Origin of the sequence: Xanthomonas sp. 3058 (assembly GCF_014199765.1) — a bacterium.
GTDB lineage: Bacteria > Pseudomonadota > Gammaproteobacteria > Xanthomonadales > Xanthomonadaceae > Xanthomonas > Xanthomonas campestris_B.
On sequence record NZ_JACHOF010000001.1, the window covers coordinates 289501 to 307640 of the forward strand.

Here is an 18140-nt window from a genome sequence, read left to right on the forward strand (position 1 = left end):
TCTGCAGCGCCAATTCCGGAGTCGGCAAGGCCGCAATGAAAAACGCCGGCATAGGGCCGGCGATCTGCAGCAATTGAGCGAATGGCGTCACCACGAAGGTCGGCACATCTCAGCAAGCCAGTGCAACCCGCTGGCCATGCCTCACATCCCGTTGCAGCCTCAACCACCAGCGTGCGGCCTTGCACCGCACGCTGGTCCAGCAATCCCCCAATCAACCGGCCACGGGGCCCTTGTCGATCTTCGATGTCTGGTACAGCTCCAGACCGATCCGCTTGATCAGGCCCAATTGCTGCTCCAGCCACCAGGCATGGTCTTCTTCGGTGTCCTGCAGCTGCTTGAGCAGGATGTCGCGGCTGACGTAGTCGCCGTGCTCTTCGCACAGCTTCATGCCGGCAGCGAGATTGGCGCGCACTTCGTATTCCACGACCAGATCGCGTTCGAGCATCTCCACCACGGTCTTGCCTGGCGCAAACTCTGTCGGACGCATGTCCGGGTCGCCTTCCAGGAACAGGATGCGCCGCAACAACGCGTCTGCGTGCTCGGTCTCCTCTTCCATCTCGTGGTTGATGCGCTCGTACAGCGCCATCAGTCCCTGATCCTCGTAACGGCGCGAGTGCAGGAAATACTGGTCGCGCGCCGCCAATTCGCCGCGCAGCAGCTGCTTGAGGTAATCGACGACTTCGGGGTGGCCTTTCATGGTGTGCTCCAGTGACGCAATGCGCGCATGGTGCCCTAACCGGCAAGGCAATGATCTAATCGGAATCACTTTCAGTTGCGCTTGCGGCCGGACCCGCCACGGTCATAACCGCAGGCCACACTTTTGAGCGGACTCAAGGAATCGACAATGCGCAAATGGCTTGGACGGCTGATGCCGGTGATCGTGGTGACCCTGCTGGTCATGTTGACCCTGTATCTGCTGATACGCGGCAGCCTGCCGCAGCTGGAGGGCGACAGCCCCCTGTCAGGCCTCGCGGCGCCGGTCAGCGTGCAGCGCGACCAGCGTGGCGTGGTCACCATCGCTGCGAGCAATCAGATCGATGCCATGCGCGCGCTCGGCTACGTGCACGCGCAGGAGCGCTATTTCGAGATGGACCTGATGCGCCGCGCGCCGGCCGGCGAGTTGTCCGAACTGTTCGGGCGCATCGCGCTGAATCTGGACAAACGCAATCGCCTGCACCGGCTGAGGGCGCGTGTACGTGCCAGCCTCGACATCGCCGCCGGCAGCCAGCGCGCCGCATTGCAGGCCTATACCGACGGCGTGAACGCCGGCCTGGCGGACTTGCGGGTGCGTCCGTGGCCGTACCTTCTGCTGTTGAAGACACCCCGCGCCTGGACGCTGGACGATTCCATCCTGACCGGCATGGCGATGTATACCGACCTGCAGGACAACGACAACCAGACCGAACTGGCCAGCGCACGCATCCGCGCAGTGGTGCCGCCGGCGCTGGCGGCGTTGCTCGACCACCAGGGCTCCAGCTGGGACGCGCCGTTGTTCGGACCGGCGCTGGGCGATGCCGCGCTGCCGGATGCTGCCGCAGTGGATTTGCGCCGCTTGCCGCATCCGGCCGTCGCACCGCAAGCCGAGCAACCGACACCCGGCAGCAACAACTTCGCCGTGGACGGCAGTCTCACCCGCGACGGCCGCGCCATCGTCGCCGACGATATGCATCTGGGCCTGCGCGCGCCCAACATCTGGTTCCGTGCGCGCTTGCGCTACCCGGACGCGAGCGCGCCTGGCGGCAAGGTGGATGTCACCGGCTTCACCCTGCCCGGCCTGCCGGCGGTGGTGGTCGGCAGCAACGGGCATGTGGCCTGGGCCTTCACCAACAGCTATATCGACACAGCGGACTTTGCGCGGATTCCGCCGGCCACACCGGGGCATCCGCAGGCGCTCACCACACATGTCGAAACCATCCGCGTGTCCGGTGCCCCCTCGGTGCAGTTGAAGGTGCGCGAGGCCGCATGGGGGCCGATCGTGCATGAAAACGCCGATGGCAGCCTGCTGGCGCTGCGCTGGGCTGCGCAGCTTCCCGGTGCGATCCGCCTGGATTTCGCGCAAATGAGCACGGCAGGCGATCTGGAAGGAGCATTTGCAGTGGCCGATCGCTCGGGCATTCCCGTGCAGAACCTGGTGCTGGCCGATCGCAGCGGGCGCATCGCCTGGCGTCTGATCGGTGCGCGGCCGGCACGCAATGCCGGGTGCGGCCCGAGCGGCATCGCCGAACTCGCATCGTCGTCAATGGGCCCGAACGCGCCATCGCACACGCCTGCGGAGGCGGCAGCGGCACCGACCGGATGCGTGCCGTGGTCTGTGCGCAGCGACGACGCGCCTGCGTTGATCGACCCACCCTCGCACCGGCTGTGGACCGCCAATAGCCGCATCGTCGATGCGCAGCAGTTGGCCACGCTCGGCAACGCCGGCTATGACCTCGGCGCGCGTGCGCAGCAGATCCGCGACGACCTGTTCGCCAAGCAGCGTTTCAACGAGCTGGATCTGCTTGCCATCCAGCTCGACGATCGCGCCCTGCTGCTCACGCGCTGGTGGCAGTTGCTGCGCAGCGTGGTCGAACACAGCAAGGACCCGAAGCTGCAGCAGATCGAAGTCGCCACGCGGCAATGGGACGGGCACGCCTCTACTGGCTCTGCCAGCTACCGGATCGTGCGCAGTTTTCGTGGAGCGACCATCGATGCCGTGGCAGCAGGCTTGCGCGCGCCGGCCCAGGCCGCGCTGGGGGACAGTTTCCTGATGCCACGTCGCACGCCGCTGGAAGGCATCGTCTGGCCATTGCTGCAGCAACGTCCGGCCAATCTGCTGCCACCGACGTACCCAAGCTGGGATCAGCTGCTGATCGAGGCCGCACGCACCGTGCAGACCGATCTAACGGCGAAAGAGGGCCCGCTGAGCGAGCGTACCTGGGGCGAACGCAACACCGCCGCCATCTGCCATCCACTTGCGCGTGCATTGCCGGTGTTGGGCAAGCGCTGGCTCTGCATGCCTGCCGACGAACTACCGGGCGATCGCGACATGCCACGGGTGCAGGGCGCGGACTTCGGCGCCTCCGAGCGCATGGTGGTGTCGCCAGGCCACGAACAGGACGGCATCGTGCATATGCCGGGCGGCCAGAGCGGACATCCGTTGTCGCCGTTCTGGGGCGCCGGGCATGACGATTGGGTGCATGGCCGCCCGACACCGTTCCTGCCGACCGCCACGCGCTATACGCTGCATTTGCAGCCGAAGTAGGCCGCGCCGTTCCCCGCGCTGCTGCAGCAGGGAGATCTGGACCAGAAGAAACCGCCGACCGCCATAAGCCCCTCTCCCGCATGCGGGAGAGGGGTTGGGTGAGGGCACGTTGGGGTGAGGGCACGGAGCAGCGCGACGCAATGCACTGAATGCATGCAACGCGGTTGCGTCGTTCGCGTCAAACGGCGCGCGGCACGCCAGGCAATGCGGCTTGCCGCACCCGCATCCGCTTTTCGGGCACCTTTCTCCCTGAGAGAGAAGGCACAAGCGATGCTGTGCCCTTCTGCACATGCATCTCCCACTGCGCACATGCGCACAGAAGCACCCAGACCGCGCACACCTGGCCATCCATGCGATGAAGCGAGCACAGCATGCTAAGATGCAATTGGTAACCATTCCCATTATCAACAATGCATCCCACGCTTCGCATCACCGCCCTCGCCGCTGCACTCGCGCTGCCCGCATTTCCTGCCTTTGCGCAACACCACGACCATGCCGAAGTCACCGAGCTAGATGGCGTCAACGTGGTCGGTCGTGCGCAGACCTTGTACAAATCCGACGATGCAGCGGTCGCCACGCGCACCGACACGCCGCTAGCGCTGGTGCCGCAGTCGGTGCAGGTGCTGCCGCGCGAGTTGATCGACGACCAGGCCGCGCGCCAGATCACCGATCTGTATCGCAGCATCAGCGGCATCAGCTTCTTCAGTTACGCCGGTGTCACCCTGCGCGGATTCCGCCAGGAAAACGTGCTGTACGACGGTCTGCGCGGCGATCCGTATGCCGGTTTCTCGGTGCCGCAGCTGTTCAATATCGAACGCGTGGAAGTGCTCAAGGGTCCGGCCGGTGCGTTGTACGGTGGCGGCGAACCGGGTGGCCTCATCAACTACGTCACCCGCAAACCCGGCCATCAGGCCGCGCGCCGGGTGGAGCTGCAGGCGGGCAATCAATCCTTCGGCGCGGCCTCGTTCGAAGCAACCGGCCCGGCGCGTGCCGATGGGCGCATTCGCTATCGCATCGGTGCCTATGCCGATGGTGAGGATGGTTTCCGCTGGAACACCGATAGCCAGAGCCAGATCGGCGATGCCTCGGTGGCCTTCGATATCGGCCAGACCGGCGAACTCACCCTGCAATACACCGACATCACCCAGAACCTGGGCGGCAATCGCCTGCGCGGCGTGCCGGTGGACGATGACGGCAACTTCCTCACCGACCGGCGCTGGAATCACAACGAGCCGACCGACTTCCTCGACATGCGCGCCAAGGTGGCGTTTGCGCAGTACCGGTTCGCACCGTCCAGCGCGTGGGACGTGGACATGGCGCTGCGTTGGTTCAAGAACGACGAGCATCAGATCTATCACGAGCCGATGGGCCTGATCGATCGCGATCGCGACGGCACCGCCGAGTGGATGACCCGGCAGCTGCGCAATCAATACCGCGACAACGATGCGATCTCCAGCAACGTCAACGCGGTGTTCCGCACCAGCATCGGCGCGATCGAACACAAGCTGCTGATGGGCGCGGACTACTACCGCCTGGATGCCGATTTCCGCGCGCAGACCGCCAATACCGCCGATACCGGACGCACGCGCGGCCCGGTGCCGGGCATCGATCTGTTCAACCCGGTGTACGGGCGCAGCGGTTTTTACGACTACGGTCTGGACAGCCTGCCCTGGCGGGCCACCAGCACACGCAGTCAGCGCTATGGCGCCTATCTGCAGGACGAACTCACGCTGACCCCGCGCTGGTACGCGATGGCCGGGATGCGTTGGGACGGCTTCAAGGACGACAACCTGCTGGATGGCTCGCGCGTCACCGGCAACGATCTCAGCTGGCGTGTGGGCAGCACCTTCGTGCTGCGCGATGGCATCAATGCCTACGCAAGTTACGCCAGCGGCTTCCTGCCGCAGGATGCGGCCAATCAGGACAGTAGCGTCGGTGGACCGTTCGACCCGGAACGCAGCACGCAGTGGGAACTGGGCCTGAAAACGGCACTCAACGATGGCGGGCTGACGCTCAACACCGCGCTGTACCGCATCGAACGCAGCAATATCGTGCAGGCCAACGGCAGCATCGTCGATGGCGTCAATCAACTCGCCGCACTCGGCCTGGTGCGCAGCGAAGGCCTGGAAGTGGACCTGCTGGCCGACCTCACCGAACGGTGGGTGCTCAATCTGACTTACGCCTACAACGACGCGCGCGTGCTCGATGCAGGTACCGACGGCATCACCAATGCGTCGGGTGACCGCTTCGCCAATGCACCGCGCAACACCTTCGGCCTGTGGACACGCTACGACCTGCCGGCCTGGCGGTCGGCCATCGCCTTCGGTGCCGATTATGTGGGCGAGCGCGTCAGCCTGGACGGGCAACGCGTCAAGCCTTATGCGATCTACGACATCAGCTGGCAAACGCAATGGGATGCGTGGAAGCTGCAGGTCAACGTCAAGAACCTGTTCGACAAGGTCTATGCAGTGAGCGGTTTCAACACACGCGCCGGGCATTTTCCGGGCGAACCGCGGCGTATCTACGCGCAGTTGGCCTATAGCTTCTGACTGCGGACAACCTCGGCGCACGCAGACATGCCGCTGCCTGGACTGCACGCACTCCTGCGGCGCGCACCACCGTACGGCCGACGTCGGTACGCGCTGTGGCATCTACCGCAAGAGCGCTAGTGGAGTGCGCAGCGCGTTCTGATTTGTTGTCCGCGCGGCGCCGCGCCGACTACTCGACGGCGCACGTTTGCAGCGTCATCCATGGCGGCGTAATGAACCTGCGCCGAACCGGATGGGCTGAAATCAGCTAGAACTTAACGTCCGGTGGGACACACTAGAGGCCGTCGCGATCTGGAGAGTCTCTCCGCACGATCGCCCTCATCCCCTCACTGACCGGAATCCGCATGCCTCAGCTTGCCCGCTCCGTTTCCGCCGTATTGCCACTGCTCTTTGCTGCGACCGCCTGCTCGGCCGCGCCGCCGACCAAATCCGGCCCGCCCGACGAACCCGTTGCCAGCTGTACCGCAAAGCTGCGCCCCGGCCAGGATCTGCAAAAAGCCATCGACAAGCTCCCGCAAAGCGACACGCCGGCGGTGTTGTGCCTGGAAAAAGGCGAATTTCCGCTCAACGGCCTGGTCTCGATCCATCGCGGCAACCTCACGCTGCGCGGCAAGGGTCCGAGCACCGTGTTGCGCATGGCCGATGGCGTGCAGCAGCCGGCGCTGGTGGTCGGCGACTACGAAAACCAGCAGCCGACCGGCGTGATTCGCAATGTCAGCATCGAAGACATGCAGATCGTCGCCAGCACCGGCGACAAGGAATTCATGCCAGAGCGCCCGTACCTGAGCAATAGCGCCGTGGTCGTGCGTTCCGGCCAGGGCATCCGTCTGGCCGGCCTGCAGGTCAACAAGTGCCGCAGTGCCTGCCTGCTGAGCGAATACGACACGCGCGAGATCACCATCGAAAACAACGATGTATCCGGTGCGATCTGGGACGGGGTGTCGTTCAACCGCACCGCCAAGGTCACGATGGTCAACAACTACATCCACGACAATGTGGCCGCAGGCTTGACCACCGAGCATCTGGAAGACAGCGAAATCCGCAACAACCGCTTCGAGCGCAACGGCAGCCAGGGCATCTATCTGTCCGATGCGCGGCGCAACCGCTTCAGCAACAACCAGTTCGATGGCAACAAGGTGGCCGGCGTGTTCCTGGCCTGTGCCATCCGCTATCGCACGCCGGAAATCCTGTGCTGGGACAACAGCATGAGTCAGGACAACGTGTTCGAGAACAACCGTTTCTCCAATACGCCGTTCACCTACACGATCGGTGTGGACCGTGCGGCCAACTGCACCGCAGCCGACTTCAAGCCGAACCTGTGGCGCAACAACCAGTCCGATGTGGCCGGTGTGGATATCGAGCCGCAGCGCTACGGCTATTGCGTTCGCCACGAGCAATAAACCACGGATGTAGAGAGCGGCCGGCAGCGCGTGGACGCATGCAGGCCGCTGTCGCCGCAACGTGCGCTACGAGGCCAGTGCCTGTTCGTGCACGCCGGCAATCGCACGGCCCGACGGATCGGCCATCGCGGCAAAACTCGCATCCCAGGCAATCGCGGTCGGCGACGAGCACGCAATCGACTTACCGCCGGGCACGGTTTCTGCCGCCGCCTGGCTCGGGAAAAACTGCTCGAACAGGCTGCGGTAGAAATACGCCTCCTTTGTCTGCGGCGGATTGACCGGAAAACGTCGGTCGGCCGCAGCCAACTCGCGGTCGCTCACATGCGCGGCGGCATGCGCCTTGAGTCCATCGATCCAGCCATAGCCCACGCCATCGCTGAACTGTTCTTTCTGCCGCCACAGGATCGATTCGGGCAGATACCCTGCAAACGCTTCGCGCAACACGCCCTTTTCCATCCGCGTGGCGCCGGTGCTGGTCTTGTCGATCATCTTGAAGCTGGCATCCATGCGCATGGCCACGTCCAGGAACTCGCGGTCCAGGAACGGCACGCGCGGCTCCACGCCCCAGGCCATCATCGACTTGTTGGCGCGCAGGCAATCGTAGTTGTTGAGCGCGTCGAGTTTGCGCACCAGCTCTTCATGGAACTCGCGTGCGTTCGGTGCCTTGTGGAAGTACAGATACCCACCAAAGATCTCGTCGCTGCCTTCGCCCGACAGCACCATTTTGACGCCCATCGCCTTGATCCGCCGCGCCAGCAGAAACATCGGCGTGGAGGCGCGAATGGTGGTGACGTCATAGGTCTCGATATGCCGGATGACCTCGGGCAGCGCATCCAGCCCTTCTTCGAAGGTGTATTCGAAACCGTGGTGCACCGTGCCCAACGCTGCGGCGGCGACCTCGGCGGCGGCTAGATCGGGCGAGCCTTTCAAACCGATCGCGAACGAATGCAGACGCGGCCACCAGGCTTCGGTGGTGTCGTTCTCCTCGATGCGATGGCGTGCGTAGCGCGCAGCCACGGCGGCGACCAGCGACGAATCCAGGCCGCCCGAAAGCAACACGCCGTACGGCACGTCGGTCATCAGCTGCCGATGCACCGCACGCTCGAATGCCTCGCGCAGCTCCTGCAGCTGCACCTGCACGCCTTCCACTTCCGCGTAGTCGCGCCACGCGCGCTTGTAGTAGCGGCTTAACGCGCCGGTGGCGCTGTCGTACCAGTGGCCGGGCGGGAACTGCGCGGCATCGGCGCAATCGTCGACCAACGATTTCAGTTCCGATGCCACGCGCAAGCGGCCTTCGCGATCATGTCCCCAGTACAGCGGCACCACGCCGATCGGATCGCGCGCGATGATCACCCGCCCGGCCGCCTTGTCCCATAGCGCAAAAGCGAAGATGCCGTTGAGGCGGTTGAGGTACGCCTCCGGTGCGTCTTCGCGGTACAGCGCATTGATCACCTCGCAATCGGAGCCGGTCTGGAAAGCGTATGGCTGCGCCAGTTCCTGCTTGAGTTCGCGATGGTTGTAGATTTCGCCATTGACCGCGAGCGCGAGTTGCCCATCTTCGGACAGCAACGGTTGCGAGCCGCCGGCGGGGTCGACGATGGCCAGGCGCTCGTGCACCAGGATCGCACCGGCATCGACATACACACCGCTCCAGTCGGGACCGCGATGACGCTGCCGCTGCGAACATTCCAGCGCCTGCCGGCGTAATGCCTGCAGATCGTCACCTGGTTGCAGGCCGAAAATACCGAAGATGGAACACATGGACACACTCCTGGATAAAGCAGTGGGGGTTGGAGGCCGGTGGAATAGCGTGCTACACGAGAATGACACCCATAAAAAAAACCCGCATCGGCCGATGCGGGTTTTCTGGTTTCCGGGCGTTGAGGTGACTTCGCCTAGTCGCAGACCCGCATCGGCCATGCACGATTATTCGCGCGCAGATTAGTGCGGTTGTTGTTGACGACATTGGACAGGAGCGATGACATGGCTCGACCGTATCCCGCTTTCGGCGACGACGCAACTGTTGCGATGGCAACCAAGCCAGCGATCCAAACCGGCACGCGGTGCGCCGGCTATGGCACGGATGCTGCCCGAGCCACGCTCGGGAGTCCTGGGCTGACCCACGTCGCGGACGCATCGCGCGCCCGACCCTGCAGTACGCCTGGATCTGCGTACTGAAGCGTAGCGCGCGGCAGCGCGCCGCGAACGCTCTGCCCCCCGTCGGAAGACAGCAGCGCCCGGTGGAAACGCACGCGTCCTGGAACAGGACGGGCATGCCACGCGTCGATGCGCGCGGCTATCAGCCTGCGCAATCTGCGGGCTGATAGCCGCAGACCATCTCGCAGCTCAGGCCAGCAGACGTTCGATCAGCGCGCGATACAGCGCCGGCAAGGCGTCCAGATCGGCCACGCGCACGTGCTCATCGACCTGATGGATGCTGGCGTTGACCGGGCCGACTTCGATGCATTGCGCGCCCAGCGGTGCGATGAACCGCGCATCCGAAGTGCCGCCGCCGGTGCTCTCCTCCGGCGACGCGCCGGCAAACTGCGCCAGCACCTCACGCGCGACGCTGCGCAAGCGCCCTTCCGGGGTGTAGAACGGCTCGCCGCTGCGGTGCCAGCGCAGCGAATAGCCCAGGCCGTGACGGTCGAGCAGCGCGGCGATCTCCGCCTCCAGCTGCGGCGCGTCCCAGCACGGGTTGTAGCGCAGGTTGAAGGCCACCTGCAGCTCGCCGGGAATCACGTTGTTGGCACCGGTACCGGCATGGATATTTGAAATCTGCAGGCTGGTGGGCGGGAAGCTCTCGTAGCCGTCGTCCCAATGCCGTGCCACCAACTCGGCCAGCGCAGGCGCAGCCAGATGGATCGGATTGCGCGCCTTGTGCGGATACGCCACATGCCCCTGCAGGCCCTGCACGGTCAGCATGCCCGACAGACTGCCGCGACGGCCCACGCGCAGCAGATCGCCGAGCCGCTCGCTGGAGGACGGTTCGCCGGTGATGCACCAGTCGATGCGTTCGCCGCGCGCGCGAAACGTCTCGGCGACCTTGCGCACGCCATCCAGCGCATCGCCTTCCTCGTCGGACGTCAGCAGCACCGCCAGCGTGCCGGGATGCTGCGGGTACGCGGCGACGAACTGTTCGGCGGCGATCACGAAGGCGGCCACACCGCTCTTCATGTCGGCGGCGCCGCGTCCGTACAGCACGCCGTCGCGGATCTGCGGCACGAACGGATCGCTGGCCCAGGCCTCGCGCGGCCCGGGCGGCACCACATCGGTGTGGCCGAGCAGCGCCAGCACCGGCGCCCCGCTGCCATGGGTGGCCCACAGGTTATCGACCTGGCCAAAGCGCAGCCGCTCGATGGCAAAGCCGGCGCGCGCCAACCGCTGCGCGATCAGTTCCTGGCAACCGGCATCGTCCGGCGTCAGTGACGGACGGGCGATCAGTTCACAGGTGAGGTCAACAATGTCGGACATGCGATGGCACCTTTCGATTGCAAGGACGGAACAGGCGATGTTCGGTTCAACAGGTGTTTCCCGCCCAGTGCAGCACATGCACGCGCACCGCAAAGGACTCGTTGCCCGGCATCCGCCCGCCCTGTATGCCGGTTTCCACGAAGCCGCAGGTCAGGTAGAACGCCAGCGCCGCCGCGTTGCCTTCCAGCAACTCCAGCGACAGGCCGCCGGGATTGGCGGTTTGCACTGCCGCCACCAGCGCCTTGCCCACGCCACGCCGCCGCGATGCCGGGTCCACGTACAGCCAGGCCAGTTCCTGGCCATCGTCGGCAACGAATCCGGCCAGAGACCCATCCCGTTCGGCGACCTGCACACGGTAATCGAACAATCCCTCGCGCTGCGCGGCGACCTGCAGCGGCAGGAATGCATCCGGCAGCGCGGCCGCCTGCAGTTCCTCCATCCGCGCAGCGTCGTGGATGGCGCAGATGCGCGCCCAGTCGCTTGCCTGGTAAGGGCGGATCTTCATTCCACGCCGAAGCGCTGCTTGAAGCCGTTGTCGGAGAAGCCCTGGCTGAGCGTACCGTCGTCGGTCACCACCACCGGGCGACGGATGAGCTGCGGATATTCGCGCAGCAGCAGCTTCCATTCGGCGGCGCTGGCTGCGGCCTTGCGGTTGTCCGGCAACTGCCGCCAGGTGGTCGATGACTTGTTGATCAGCGCATCGAATCCGCCGGCCTGCTCCGCCCATGCCAGCAGCGTCTCCGGTTCGGGTGTGTGTTCGCGGTAATCGACGAAGCGGTAGGCCACGCCGAAGCGGTCCAGCCACTTGGTCGCCTTCTTGCAGGTATCGCAGTTCTTGAGTCCGTACAGCGTGGTCATCTCATGGAGTTCCTGTGGTTGCGCGGCGCGCCTGGGCACGCGCCATCAGGCCGGTGGCAAGCAGTTCGGGCGACTGCCCGCAGGCAGGCAGGAAAATCACCGGCGCGGCGCCGACCCGCATCCGCAATGCCAGACGCACCGGCGGAATCAGCCAGGCTGGCTCGACCGCGCGCAGATCGCGCAGGTCGATGCGCTGCTGCCGTCCCTGACGTTCGATCAGCAAGGCATCGCCAAGGTCGTACACCTGCGCCCAACGCGCCGGTTGCCGCAGCCAGCGCAAGGCCATCGCCGCAAGCAGCGCCGGTACGATCCAATGCCACGCCCCGCCGGCCGTGACAGCCGGGGCGCGGATCAGCATGCCGACCGTATAGAACACGCCCCAGCCCAGCCAAAATGCAGGGATGCCCCACCGCACCCAGCGCGACGCAGTCCTGGACAGGATGCCGTGGCGCGGGCCTGGCTGCGTGCTCAATCGGCCAAACCGCGCAGCAGCTCGTTGACGCTGGTCTTGCTGCGCGTCTTGGCATCCACCTGCTTGACGATCACCGCGCAATACAGCGAGTGCGAGCCATCCTTGGACGGCAGCTGGCCGGAGACGACCACGCTGTACGGCGGCACGTAGCCGTAGGAAATCTCGCCGGTGGCACGGTTGTAGAGACGCGTGCTCTGGCCGATGAACACGCCCATGCCGATCACGCTGTGGTGGCCGACCACCACGCCTTCGACCACTTCCGAACGCGCACCGATGAAGCAATGGTCCTCGATGATGGTCGGGCTGGCCTGCAGCGGTTCGAGCACGCCGCCGATGCCGGCGCCGCCGGACAGATGGCAATGCTTGCCGATCTGCGCACACGACCCCACCGTGGCCCAGGTGTCGACCATGCTGCCTTCGCCCACATACGCACCGATGTTGGTGAAGCTCGGCATCAGCACCACGTCCTTGCCGAAATAGCTGCCACGCCGCGCAACCGCACCCGGCACCACACGCACGCCGGCCTTGCGGAACTCGGCCTCGCCGAAGCCGGCAAAACGCGACTCCACCTTGTCCCAGAACGGCGCCGGCTGCGCGTCGATCACCGCCATCTCGTTAACACGGAAGTACAGCAGCACGGCCTTCTTCAACCACTCGTTGACGGTCCAGCCGCCCTGTCCGTCCGGCTCGGCAACGCGGAATTCGCCGCTCTCCAGGCCGTCGATGACGCGGGTGACGATGGCGCGGGTGGAGCCGTCGATTTCGTCGATGGTCAAGGTGGCGCGGCGTTCGAACGCGCTCTCGATCCCGAACCTGAGTTCGTCGCTCCGCACCTGCGTGGCAGCGCTACGCACCGCCTGTTCGGCAAGCGGCAGCTTCTTCGCAGCGGCGGCCTTCTTGGCGACCGGCGCAGAGACCACGCGGGTCGCCTGCTTGGCCACGCGCGATGCAGCGGCGCCTTTCTGCGCAGCGGAGGGCTTGGTAACGGCTTGCTTGGCGGCGATTTTCTTGCCAACGGTTGCGCCAGGCTTGGCCTTGGCGGCGACAGGTGCCTTGGCAGCCTTGCTGACCGGCGCGGCCGTGCGCTTGGACGCTGCGCTGACGGTGGTCGCGCTGGGCTTGCGCGTGGACTTCTTGCTGGTGGCCATGGGGGTCTCCGAACGTACTAGGTGGGATCGAGGCAGGCGCACAGCGCATCGCGCAGCGCCTGCCGGGCGGATTCGGGCAACGGGCGATCATGCTCGTCGGTGATCTGGAACTGATCTTCGGCTCGCTCGCCGAAGGTGGCGATGCGCGCATCGTGCACGCGCAGGTGCTGCATGCGCAGTACGTACGCCACGTCGGCCAGCAAACCGGGCCGATCGGGCGCTACCAGGCTGATGCGGGTACGGCGGCCGCCAGCGCTTTCGCTGAATTCCACCCGCGGCGCAAAGCGGAAATGTCGCAGCTGGCGCGGCACGGCACGTCGTGACGGCCGCACTTTCAGCAGGTCGCCGGCCAGCACCTGGCGCAGCGCTGCAGCCAGGCGCTGCGGATCGCCATCGGCATAGTCTTCCTGCGGCAGCACTTCGAACACGTCGAAGATCGCATCGTGCGGCGCATCCAGCACGCGTGCGCGATGGATGCCGTAGCCCTTGCGATCCAGCGTGGCCACGATCGCCGCAAACAGGCCATCGCGATCGGACGAATACACGAACAGTTCCAGCGCATCGTTGTCCGGCACTGCACGGCGCGCCTTGACCATGGTCTGGCCGATCCGCGCTTCGATCAGCGACACCGCCTGCCACGCCAGTTGCTCGGGACGGAAGCGCAGGAAGTTTTCGTCCGGCATGCCGGCGAACTGACGATCGATGGTGGCGTCGTCGTAGCCCTGCTCCTGCATCAACGTGCGCGCCGATTCGCGCGCCTCGCGCAGGCGTTCCTCGCGCGGCGCCGGATGTTCCAGGCCTTCGCGCAGCGCGCGGCGCGCAGCGAAGTACAGATCGGCCAGCAGCCGGTCCTTCCATGCGTTCCACAACTTGGGGCTGGTGCCGGCAATGTCGGCGCAGGTCAGCAGATACAGATAATCCAGCCGTTCGCGCGTACCGACCAGCGTGGCGAAGCGATGAATCACCTCCGGGTCGGAAATGTCCTGCTTCTGCGCGGTCACCGACATGCGCAGATGCTGTTCCACCAGCCAGGCCACCAGCGCGGTATCGTTTTCGCTGAGCCGATGCGCCTGGCAGAACGCGCGCGCATCCACCGCACCCAGCTCCGAGTGATCGCCGCCGCGCCCCTTCGCAATATCGTGAAACAGGCCCGCAAGCAGCAGCAATTCCGGCTTGCGCAAGCGAGGCCAGACTTCGTGGGTGATCGAAAAACGTTCGTCGGCACGACCGGCCGCAAACAGCGCGATGTTCCGCAGCACCATCAGCGTGTGCTGGTCCACCGTATAGACATGAAACAGGTCGAACTGCATGCGCCCGGACACGCTGGCGAACGCAGGAATCCACTGTCCCAGCACACCCAGGCGCGCCATGCGGTTGAGTGTTTCCACCGCACGCGGGCCACGCAGCAGCGCCATGAACCGCTCGCGTGCCACCGTATCGGCGCGGTCGTAGGCCGGCAATTCCCACAGCACCTCGGCCAGCGCGCGCGCGGTCAACGAATGCAGTCCGCGTACCTCGCGATGCGCGGCCCATTGCGCGAACAAGGCGAACACCCGCATGACGTCGCCGGCCGGCCAGTCGTCCGCATCGGCCGCCAGGTAGCCACGGCGCAGGCTGAAGCCGGCACCCAATGGCTCGGGCACCGCTTCGCCATCGAATTGTTCTTCGAAGCGTTGCAGCAGACGATCGCTGATGCGACGGATCAACGCGGCGCTGCGGTAGAAGCGCTGCATCATCTTTTCAACGCCCAGGCTTTCCAGGTCGTCGGCAAACCCCAGTCGCTCGGCCAGGGTCTTCTGGTAATCGAAACGCAGGCGCTCTTCCGGCCGATTGGCAACGATATGCAACCCAAACCGCAGCCGCGCCAGTTCCTCACGCTCGCGCCGCAATGCCGCCGCCTCGTCGAAACCGACATGGCCCAGCCCGACCAGCGCCTCCAGATCCTTGACGCCGAACGCGCGCAGCGCCATCCAGCCCAATGTCTGCAGGTCGCGCAGGCCGCCGGGGCCGTCCTTGATATCCGGCTCCAGGTTGTCGGCGGTATCGCCGAAGCGCTGATGGCGCGCCAGCAACTCTTCGCGCTTGGCCTGGAAGAAGTCGCGCGGCGGCCACACCTGTTGCGGCGAAATCGCCGCCGCCAGGGCAGCACGCGCCCGACTTGCGGCAACCAGCGGGCGCGATTCGATCAAGGCGGTCAGCACCGTCTGGTCGATGGCGGCGACCGTGCACTGGGCGGACGAGCGCACCGCGTGGCTGATCGGCAGGCCGACATCCCACAGCAGTGCGAACAACCGCGCCAGGGCCTGCTCGTGCTGCTGTTGCACGGCGCTCTCGCCCAGCACCAGCACATCCACATCCGAGCGCGGAAACAATTCGCCGCGCCCATAGCCGCCCACGGCATGCAACGACAACGCCGCATCGGCCGGGATGCAGCGCGTCCACGCATTGCGCATCAATTGATCGACCGCGCGTGCGCGCAGCGCCACCAGCCGCTCGATCGGCTCGCCCTGGTCGAAGCGCTTGCACAGCCGCATGTCCGCATGCACCAGCAGCGGACGGGCTTGCGCAGCCCACTCCGCGTCGCCGGCGACGCCCGGATCGGGTCGGTCCGCCGGCGTGGCCGTCATGCCGATGCGGGCGCGTTGGCCGACAACGTGAGCACATCCACGCCGTCTTCGGTCACTGCCACCATGTGTTCCCACTGCGCGGACAACTTGCGGTCCTTGGTGACCACGGTCCACCCATCGGGCAGTGTCTTATGGTGATAGGTGCCTTCGTTGATCATCGGCTCGATGGTGAAGGTCATGCCCGGCTTGAGCACCAAGCCCTCACCGGGACGGCCGTAATGCATCACCTGCGGCTCGTCGTGGTAGATCTTGCCGATGCCGTGGCCGCAATAATCGCGCACCACGCTGAAGCGCTCGGCCTCGGCGAATTTCTGGATCGCATGGCCCACATCGCCCAGCGTCGCACCCGGCTTGACCGCACGGATGCCGCGCCACATCGCTTCATAGGTGGTTTCCACCAGGCGCTTGGCCATCACCGACGGCGTGCCGACGTAATACATGCGGCTGGTGTCGCCGTGCCAGCCGTCCTTGATGACGGTGACATCGATATTGACGATATCGCCTTCCTTCAACACCTTGGCCGCGCTTGGAATGCCGTGGCAGATCACGTTGTTGACCGAGGTGCACACGCTCTTGGGAAAGCCGCGGTAGCCGACGTTGGCCGGGATGGTGCCCTGCACGTTGACGATGTGGTCGTGGCAGATGCGGTCCAGCTCGGCTGTGGTCACGCCCGGTTGAACGTGCGGGGCCACGATGTCGAGCACCTCGGCGGCCAGACGGCCGGCGACGCGCATCAGTTCGATTTCTTCTTTGGTTTTTAGATTGACGCTCATGGCAGCAATTATCGCCGATCCGGGCTGAATCTGAACGCCCGCGGTGCGACGCAGCGCAAGCGGACAGGAGAACAGCAATCTGACACGGAACCAGACATTTCTGTGAACCAGCGCAAATTCCGCCAATCCGATGGCGAACGACGTCAAGCAATGGGCGTCGCACTTTGAAAAAAAGCCTTGCCGGGGGCCTTTAGAGCCATGTGAAAGCGGCGTTAATTAATGGCACGGCTGATGCATTGCCTTCAGCACGACGTCCCGCCGCACTTAAATGACCAGACTGGTCAAGGAAATGTCCATGCGCACTGTCCGCCCTGTCCTGCTGTCCCTCGGCCTGCTGTCGACCATTGGCGTTGCCAGTGCGGCAGATACCACCACATTCAATGTCAAGATCGCCGTCACCAAGGCCTGCACCATCACCGCGGCCTCTGCCACCGACGTCGACTTCGGCTCGGTGCTCTCGACCTCGACCGCCAATGCCGATGCCAACGGCAGCGTGACCGCGCAGTGCACCGCGCTGACCCCGTACAACATCGCGTTGAGCGCGGGCAGCAATGCCGGCACCTCCAACGACGTCACCACCCGCCGGATGAAGAACACCGACGCGCTGGTCACCACCAACAACTTCATTGCCTACCAGCTGTACCAGGACCTGGGACGCAGCACGGTCTGGGGCAGCACCACCGGCACCAATACGCTGAGCCGCACCGCGACCGGCATCAACCAGGTCTACCCGGTCTACGGCCGTGTGACCAACCCGTCCGCCAACAATCCCGCCACCGGTGCCTACCAGGATACGATCACCGCCACGATCGTCTACTGAGCACGCGCATGACACTGCACCAGCTGTCATCACGCCTGCCGACATGGCTGGCTCCGACCGCACTGAGCGTGCTGCTGGCGCTGGCCAGTGCGTGGTCGCTGCAGGCCGCGCACGCCGCCAGTCTGCAGCTGGCACCGACCTCGCTGACGCTGAGCGCGCAGCAATCCGCCGACGGGCTGTGGCTGAGCAACAGCGGCAGTGCGCCGGTGCAGGTGCAGACCCGTGCCTACCGTTGGACGCAGATCGACGGCAAGGACCAACTCGACCCGACCCAGGAACTGCTGATCAGCCCGCCGATGCGCACCCTGGCCGCTGGCGAACGCCAGCTCATCCGGGTGATTCGCGCCGGGCCTGCGCCGACCGGCCAGGAGGCCTGTTACCGCATCATCGTCGACGAACTGCCCAGCGCCGATGCGGACCGCAAGGGCATGCAGTTCGTGCTGCGCTACTCGGTGCCGATCTTCGTGCTGCCGCCCGGCAAGACCGACCCCATGCCGATCTTGCGCACCCAGGTGATCGCCGGCAGCGACGGCAATGCGCAGATCCAGATCAGCAACACCGGCGATGGGCACGCCCAGGTCGCCGACCTGCGGCATCAGGTCGATGGGGCGACCAAAACCGCATTGAGCGGCCTGGTCGGCTATGTGCTGGCCGGCCAGACCATGCGCTGGTCGCTCGGCGCACCGCTGGCCCAGTTCGGGCACGGCACCATCATCGCAAGGATCAATGGTGAGGCGGACGAACGCACCCTGTTGGCAGCGCCAGCAGCGCCGTGATG

14 protein-coding genes are annotated in these 18140 nt (G+C 65.3%); 5 read left to right on the top strand and 9 right to left on the bottom strand.

Translation table 11 applies throughout. From position 1 onward, the window contains the following. Positions 1-211: 211 nt before the first annotated feature. Entirely contained in the window at positions 212-697 is a 486-nt protein-coding gene (bfr, locus tag GGR61_RS01470) for a bacterioferritin (RefSeq protein ID WP_221228970.1), read from the bottom strand. A 147-nt stretch (positions 698-844) separates the two neighbouring features. On the opposite strand from bfr, the gene GGR61_RS01475 reads away from it, so the two are divergent. The 3 genes from GGR61_RS01475 to hpaM all read left to right on the top strand — a co-directional run bounded on the left by GGR61_RS01475 (position 845) and on the right by hpaM (position 7190). Further along, positions 845-3241 (top strand): penicillin acylase family protein, encoded by a 2397-nt coding sequence (locus GGR61_RS01475; RefSeq protein WP_184620227.1) that lies wholly within the window; start codon positions 845-847, stop codon positions 3239-3241. A gap of 410 nt (positions 3242-3651) precedes the next feature. Then, positions 3652-5790: a TonB-dependent siderophore receptor gene (locus GGR61_RS01480; protein WP_184620228.1), complete on the top strand. Its 2139-nt coding sequence runs from the start codon at positions 3652-3654 to the stop codon at positions 5788-5790. Positions 5791-6134: 344 nt separating this feature from the next. Then, positions 6135-7190, top strand: a complete 1056-nt coding sequence (hpaM, locus tag GGR61_RS01485) for a type III secretion-associated outer membrane-bound protein HpaM (protein WP_184620229.1) — start codon at positions 6135-6137, stop codon at positions 7188-7190. 66 nt (positions 7191-7256) lie between these two features. Here the strand turns inward: hpaM and asnB are convergent, their stop codons facing one another. The 8 genes from asnB to map form a co-directional block, all read right to left on the bottom strand. Next, positions 7257-8951, bottom strand: a complete 1695-nt coding sequence (gene asnB, locus GGR61_RS01490; RefSeq protein ID WP_184620230.1) for an asparagine synthase B — start codon at positions 8949-8951, stop codon at positions 7257-7259. Between the two features lie 585 nt (positions 8952-9536). Next, entirely contained in the window at positions 9537-10664 is a 1128-nt protein-coding gene (gene dapE / locus GGR61_RS01495) for a succinyl-diaminopimelate desuccinylase (RefSeq protein ID WP_184620231.1), read from the bottom strand. 46 nt (positions 10665-10710) lie between these two features. Beyond that, complete coding sequence (locus GGR61_RS01500) at positions 10711-11169, bottom strand: GNAT family N-acetyltransferase (protein ID WP_184620232.1); 459 nt, start codon at positions 11167-11169, stop codon at positions 10711-10713. Then, complete coding sequence (locus tag GGR61_RS01505) at positions 11166-11522, bottom strand: arsenate reductase (protein ID WP_184620233.1); 357 nt, start codon at positions 11520-11522, stop codon at positions 11166-11168. Before GGR61_RS01505 ends, GGR61_RS01500 begins: the two co-directional genes overlap by 4 nt. Position 11523: 1 nt before the next feature. After that, positions 11524-11994: a hypothetical protein gene (locus tag GGR61_RS01510; RefSeq protein WP_184620234.1), complete on the bottom strand. Its 471-nt coding sequence runs from the start codon at positions 11992-11994 to the stop codon at positions 11524-11526. Continuing rightward, positions 11991-13142: a 2,3,4,5-tetrahydropyridine-2,6-dicarboxylate N-succinyltransferase gene (gene dapD, locus GGR61_RS01515; protein WP_184620235.1), complete on the bottom strand. Its 1152-nt coding sequence runs from the start codon at positions 13140-13142 to the stop codon at positions 11991-11993. Before dapD ends, GGR61_RS01510 begins: the two co-directional genes overlap by 4 nt. 17 nt (positions 13143-13159) lie before the next feature. Next, complete coding sequence (locus tag GGR61_RS01520) at positions 13160-15769, bottom strand: [protein-PII] uridylyltransferase (RefSeq protein WP_184620236.1); 2610 nt, start codon at positions 15767-15769, stop codon at positions 13160-13162. Next, a complete protein-coding gene (gene map / locus GGR61_RS01525) occupies positions 15766-16542 on the bottom strand; it encodes a type I methionyl aminopeptidase (RefSeq protein ID WP_184405937.1) in 777 nt (258 codons plus the stop codon). The genes GGR61_RS01520 and map overlap by 4 nt, the downstream gene beginning before the upstream one ends. 268 nt (positions 16543-16810) lie before the next feature. On the opposite strand from map, the gene GGR61_RS01530 reads away from it, so the two are divergent. Then, positions 16811-17362 carry a spore coat U domain-containing protein gene (locus GGR61_RS01530; protein WP_184405935.1) on the top strand — a complete coding sequence of 184 codons (552 nt, stop codon included), beginning with the start codon at positions 16811-16813 and terminating at the stop codon, positions 17360-17362. 8 nt (positions 17363-17370) lie between these two features. Continuing rightward, positions 17371-18138 (top strand): molecular chaperone, encoded by a 768-nt coding sequence (locus tag GGR61_RS01535; RefSeq protein WP_184405933.1) that lies wholly within the window; start codon positions 17371-17373, stop codon positions 18136-18138. Positions 18139-18140 lie beyond the last annotated feature (2 nt).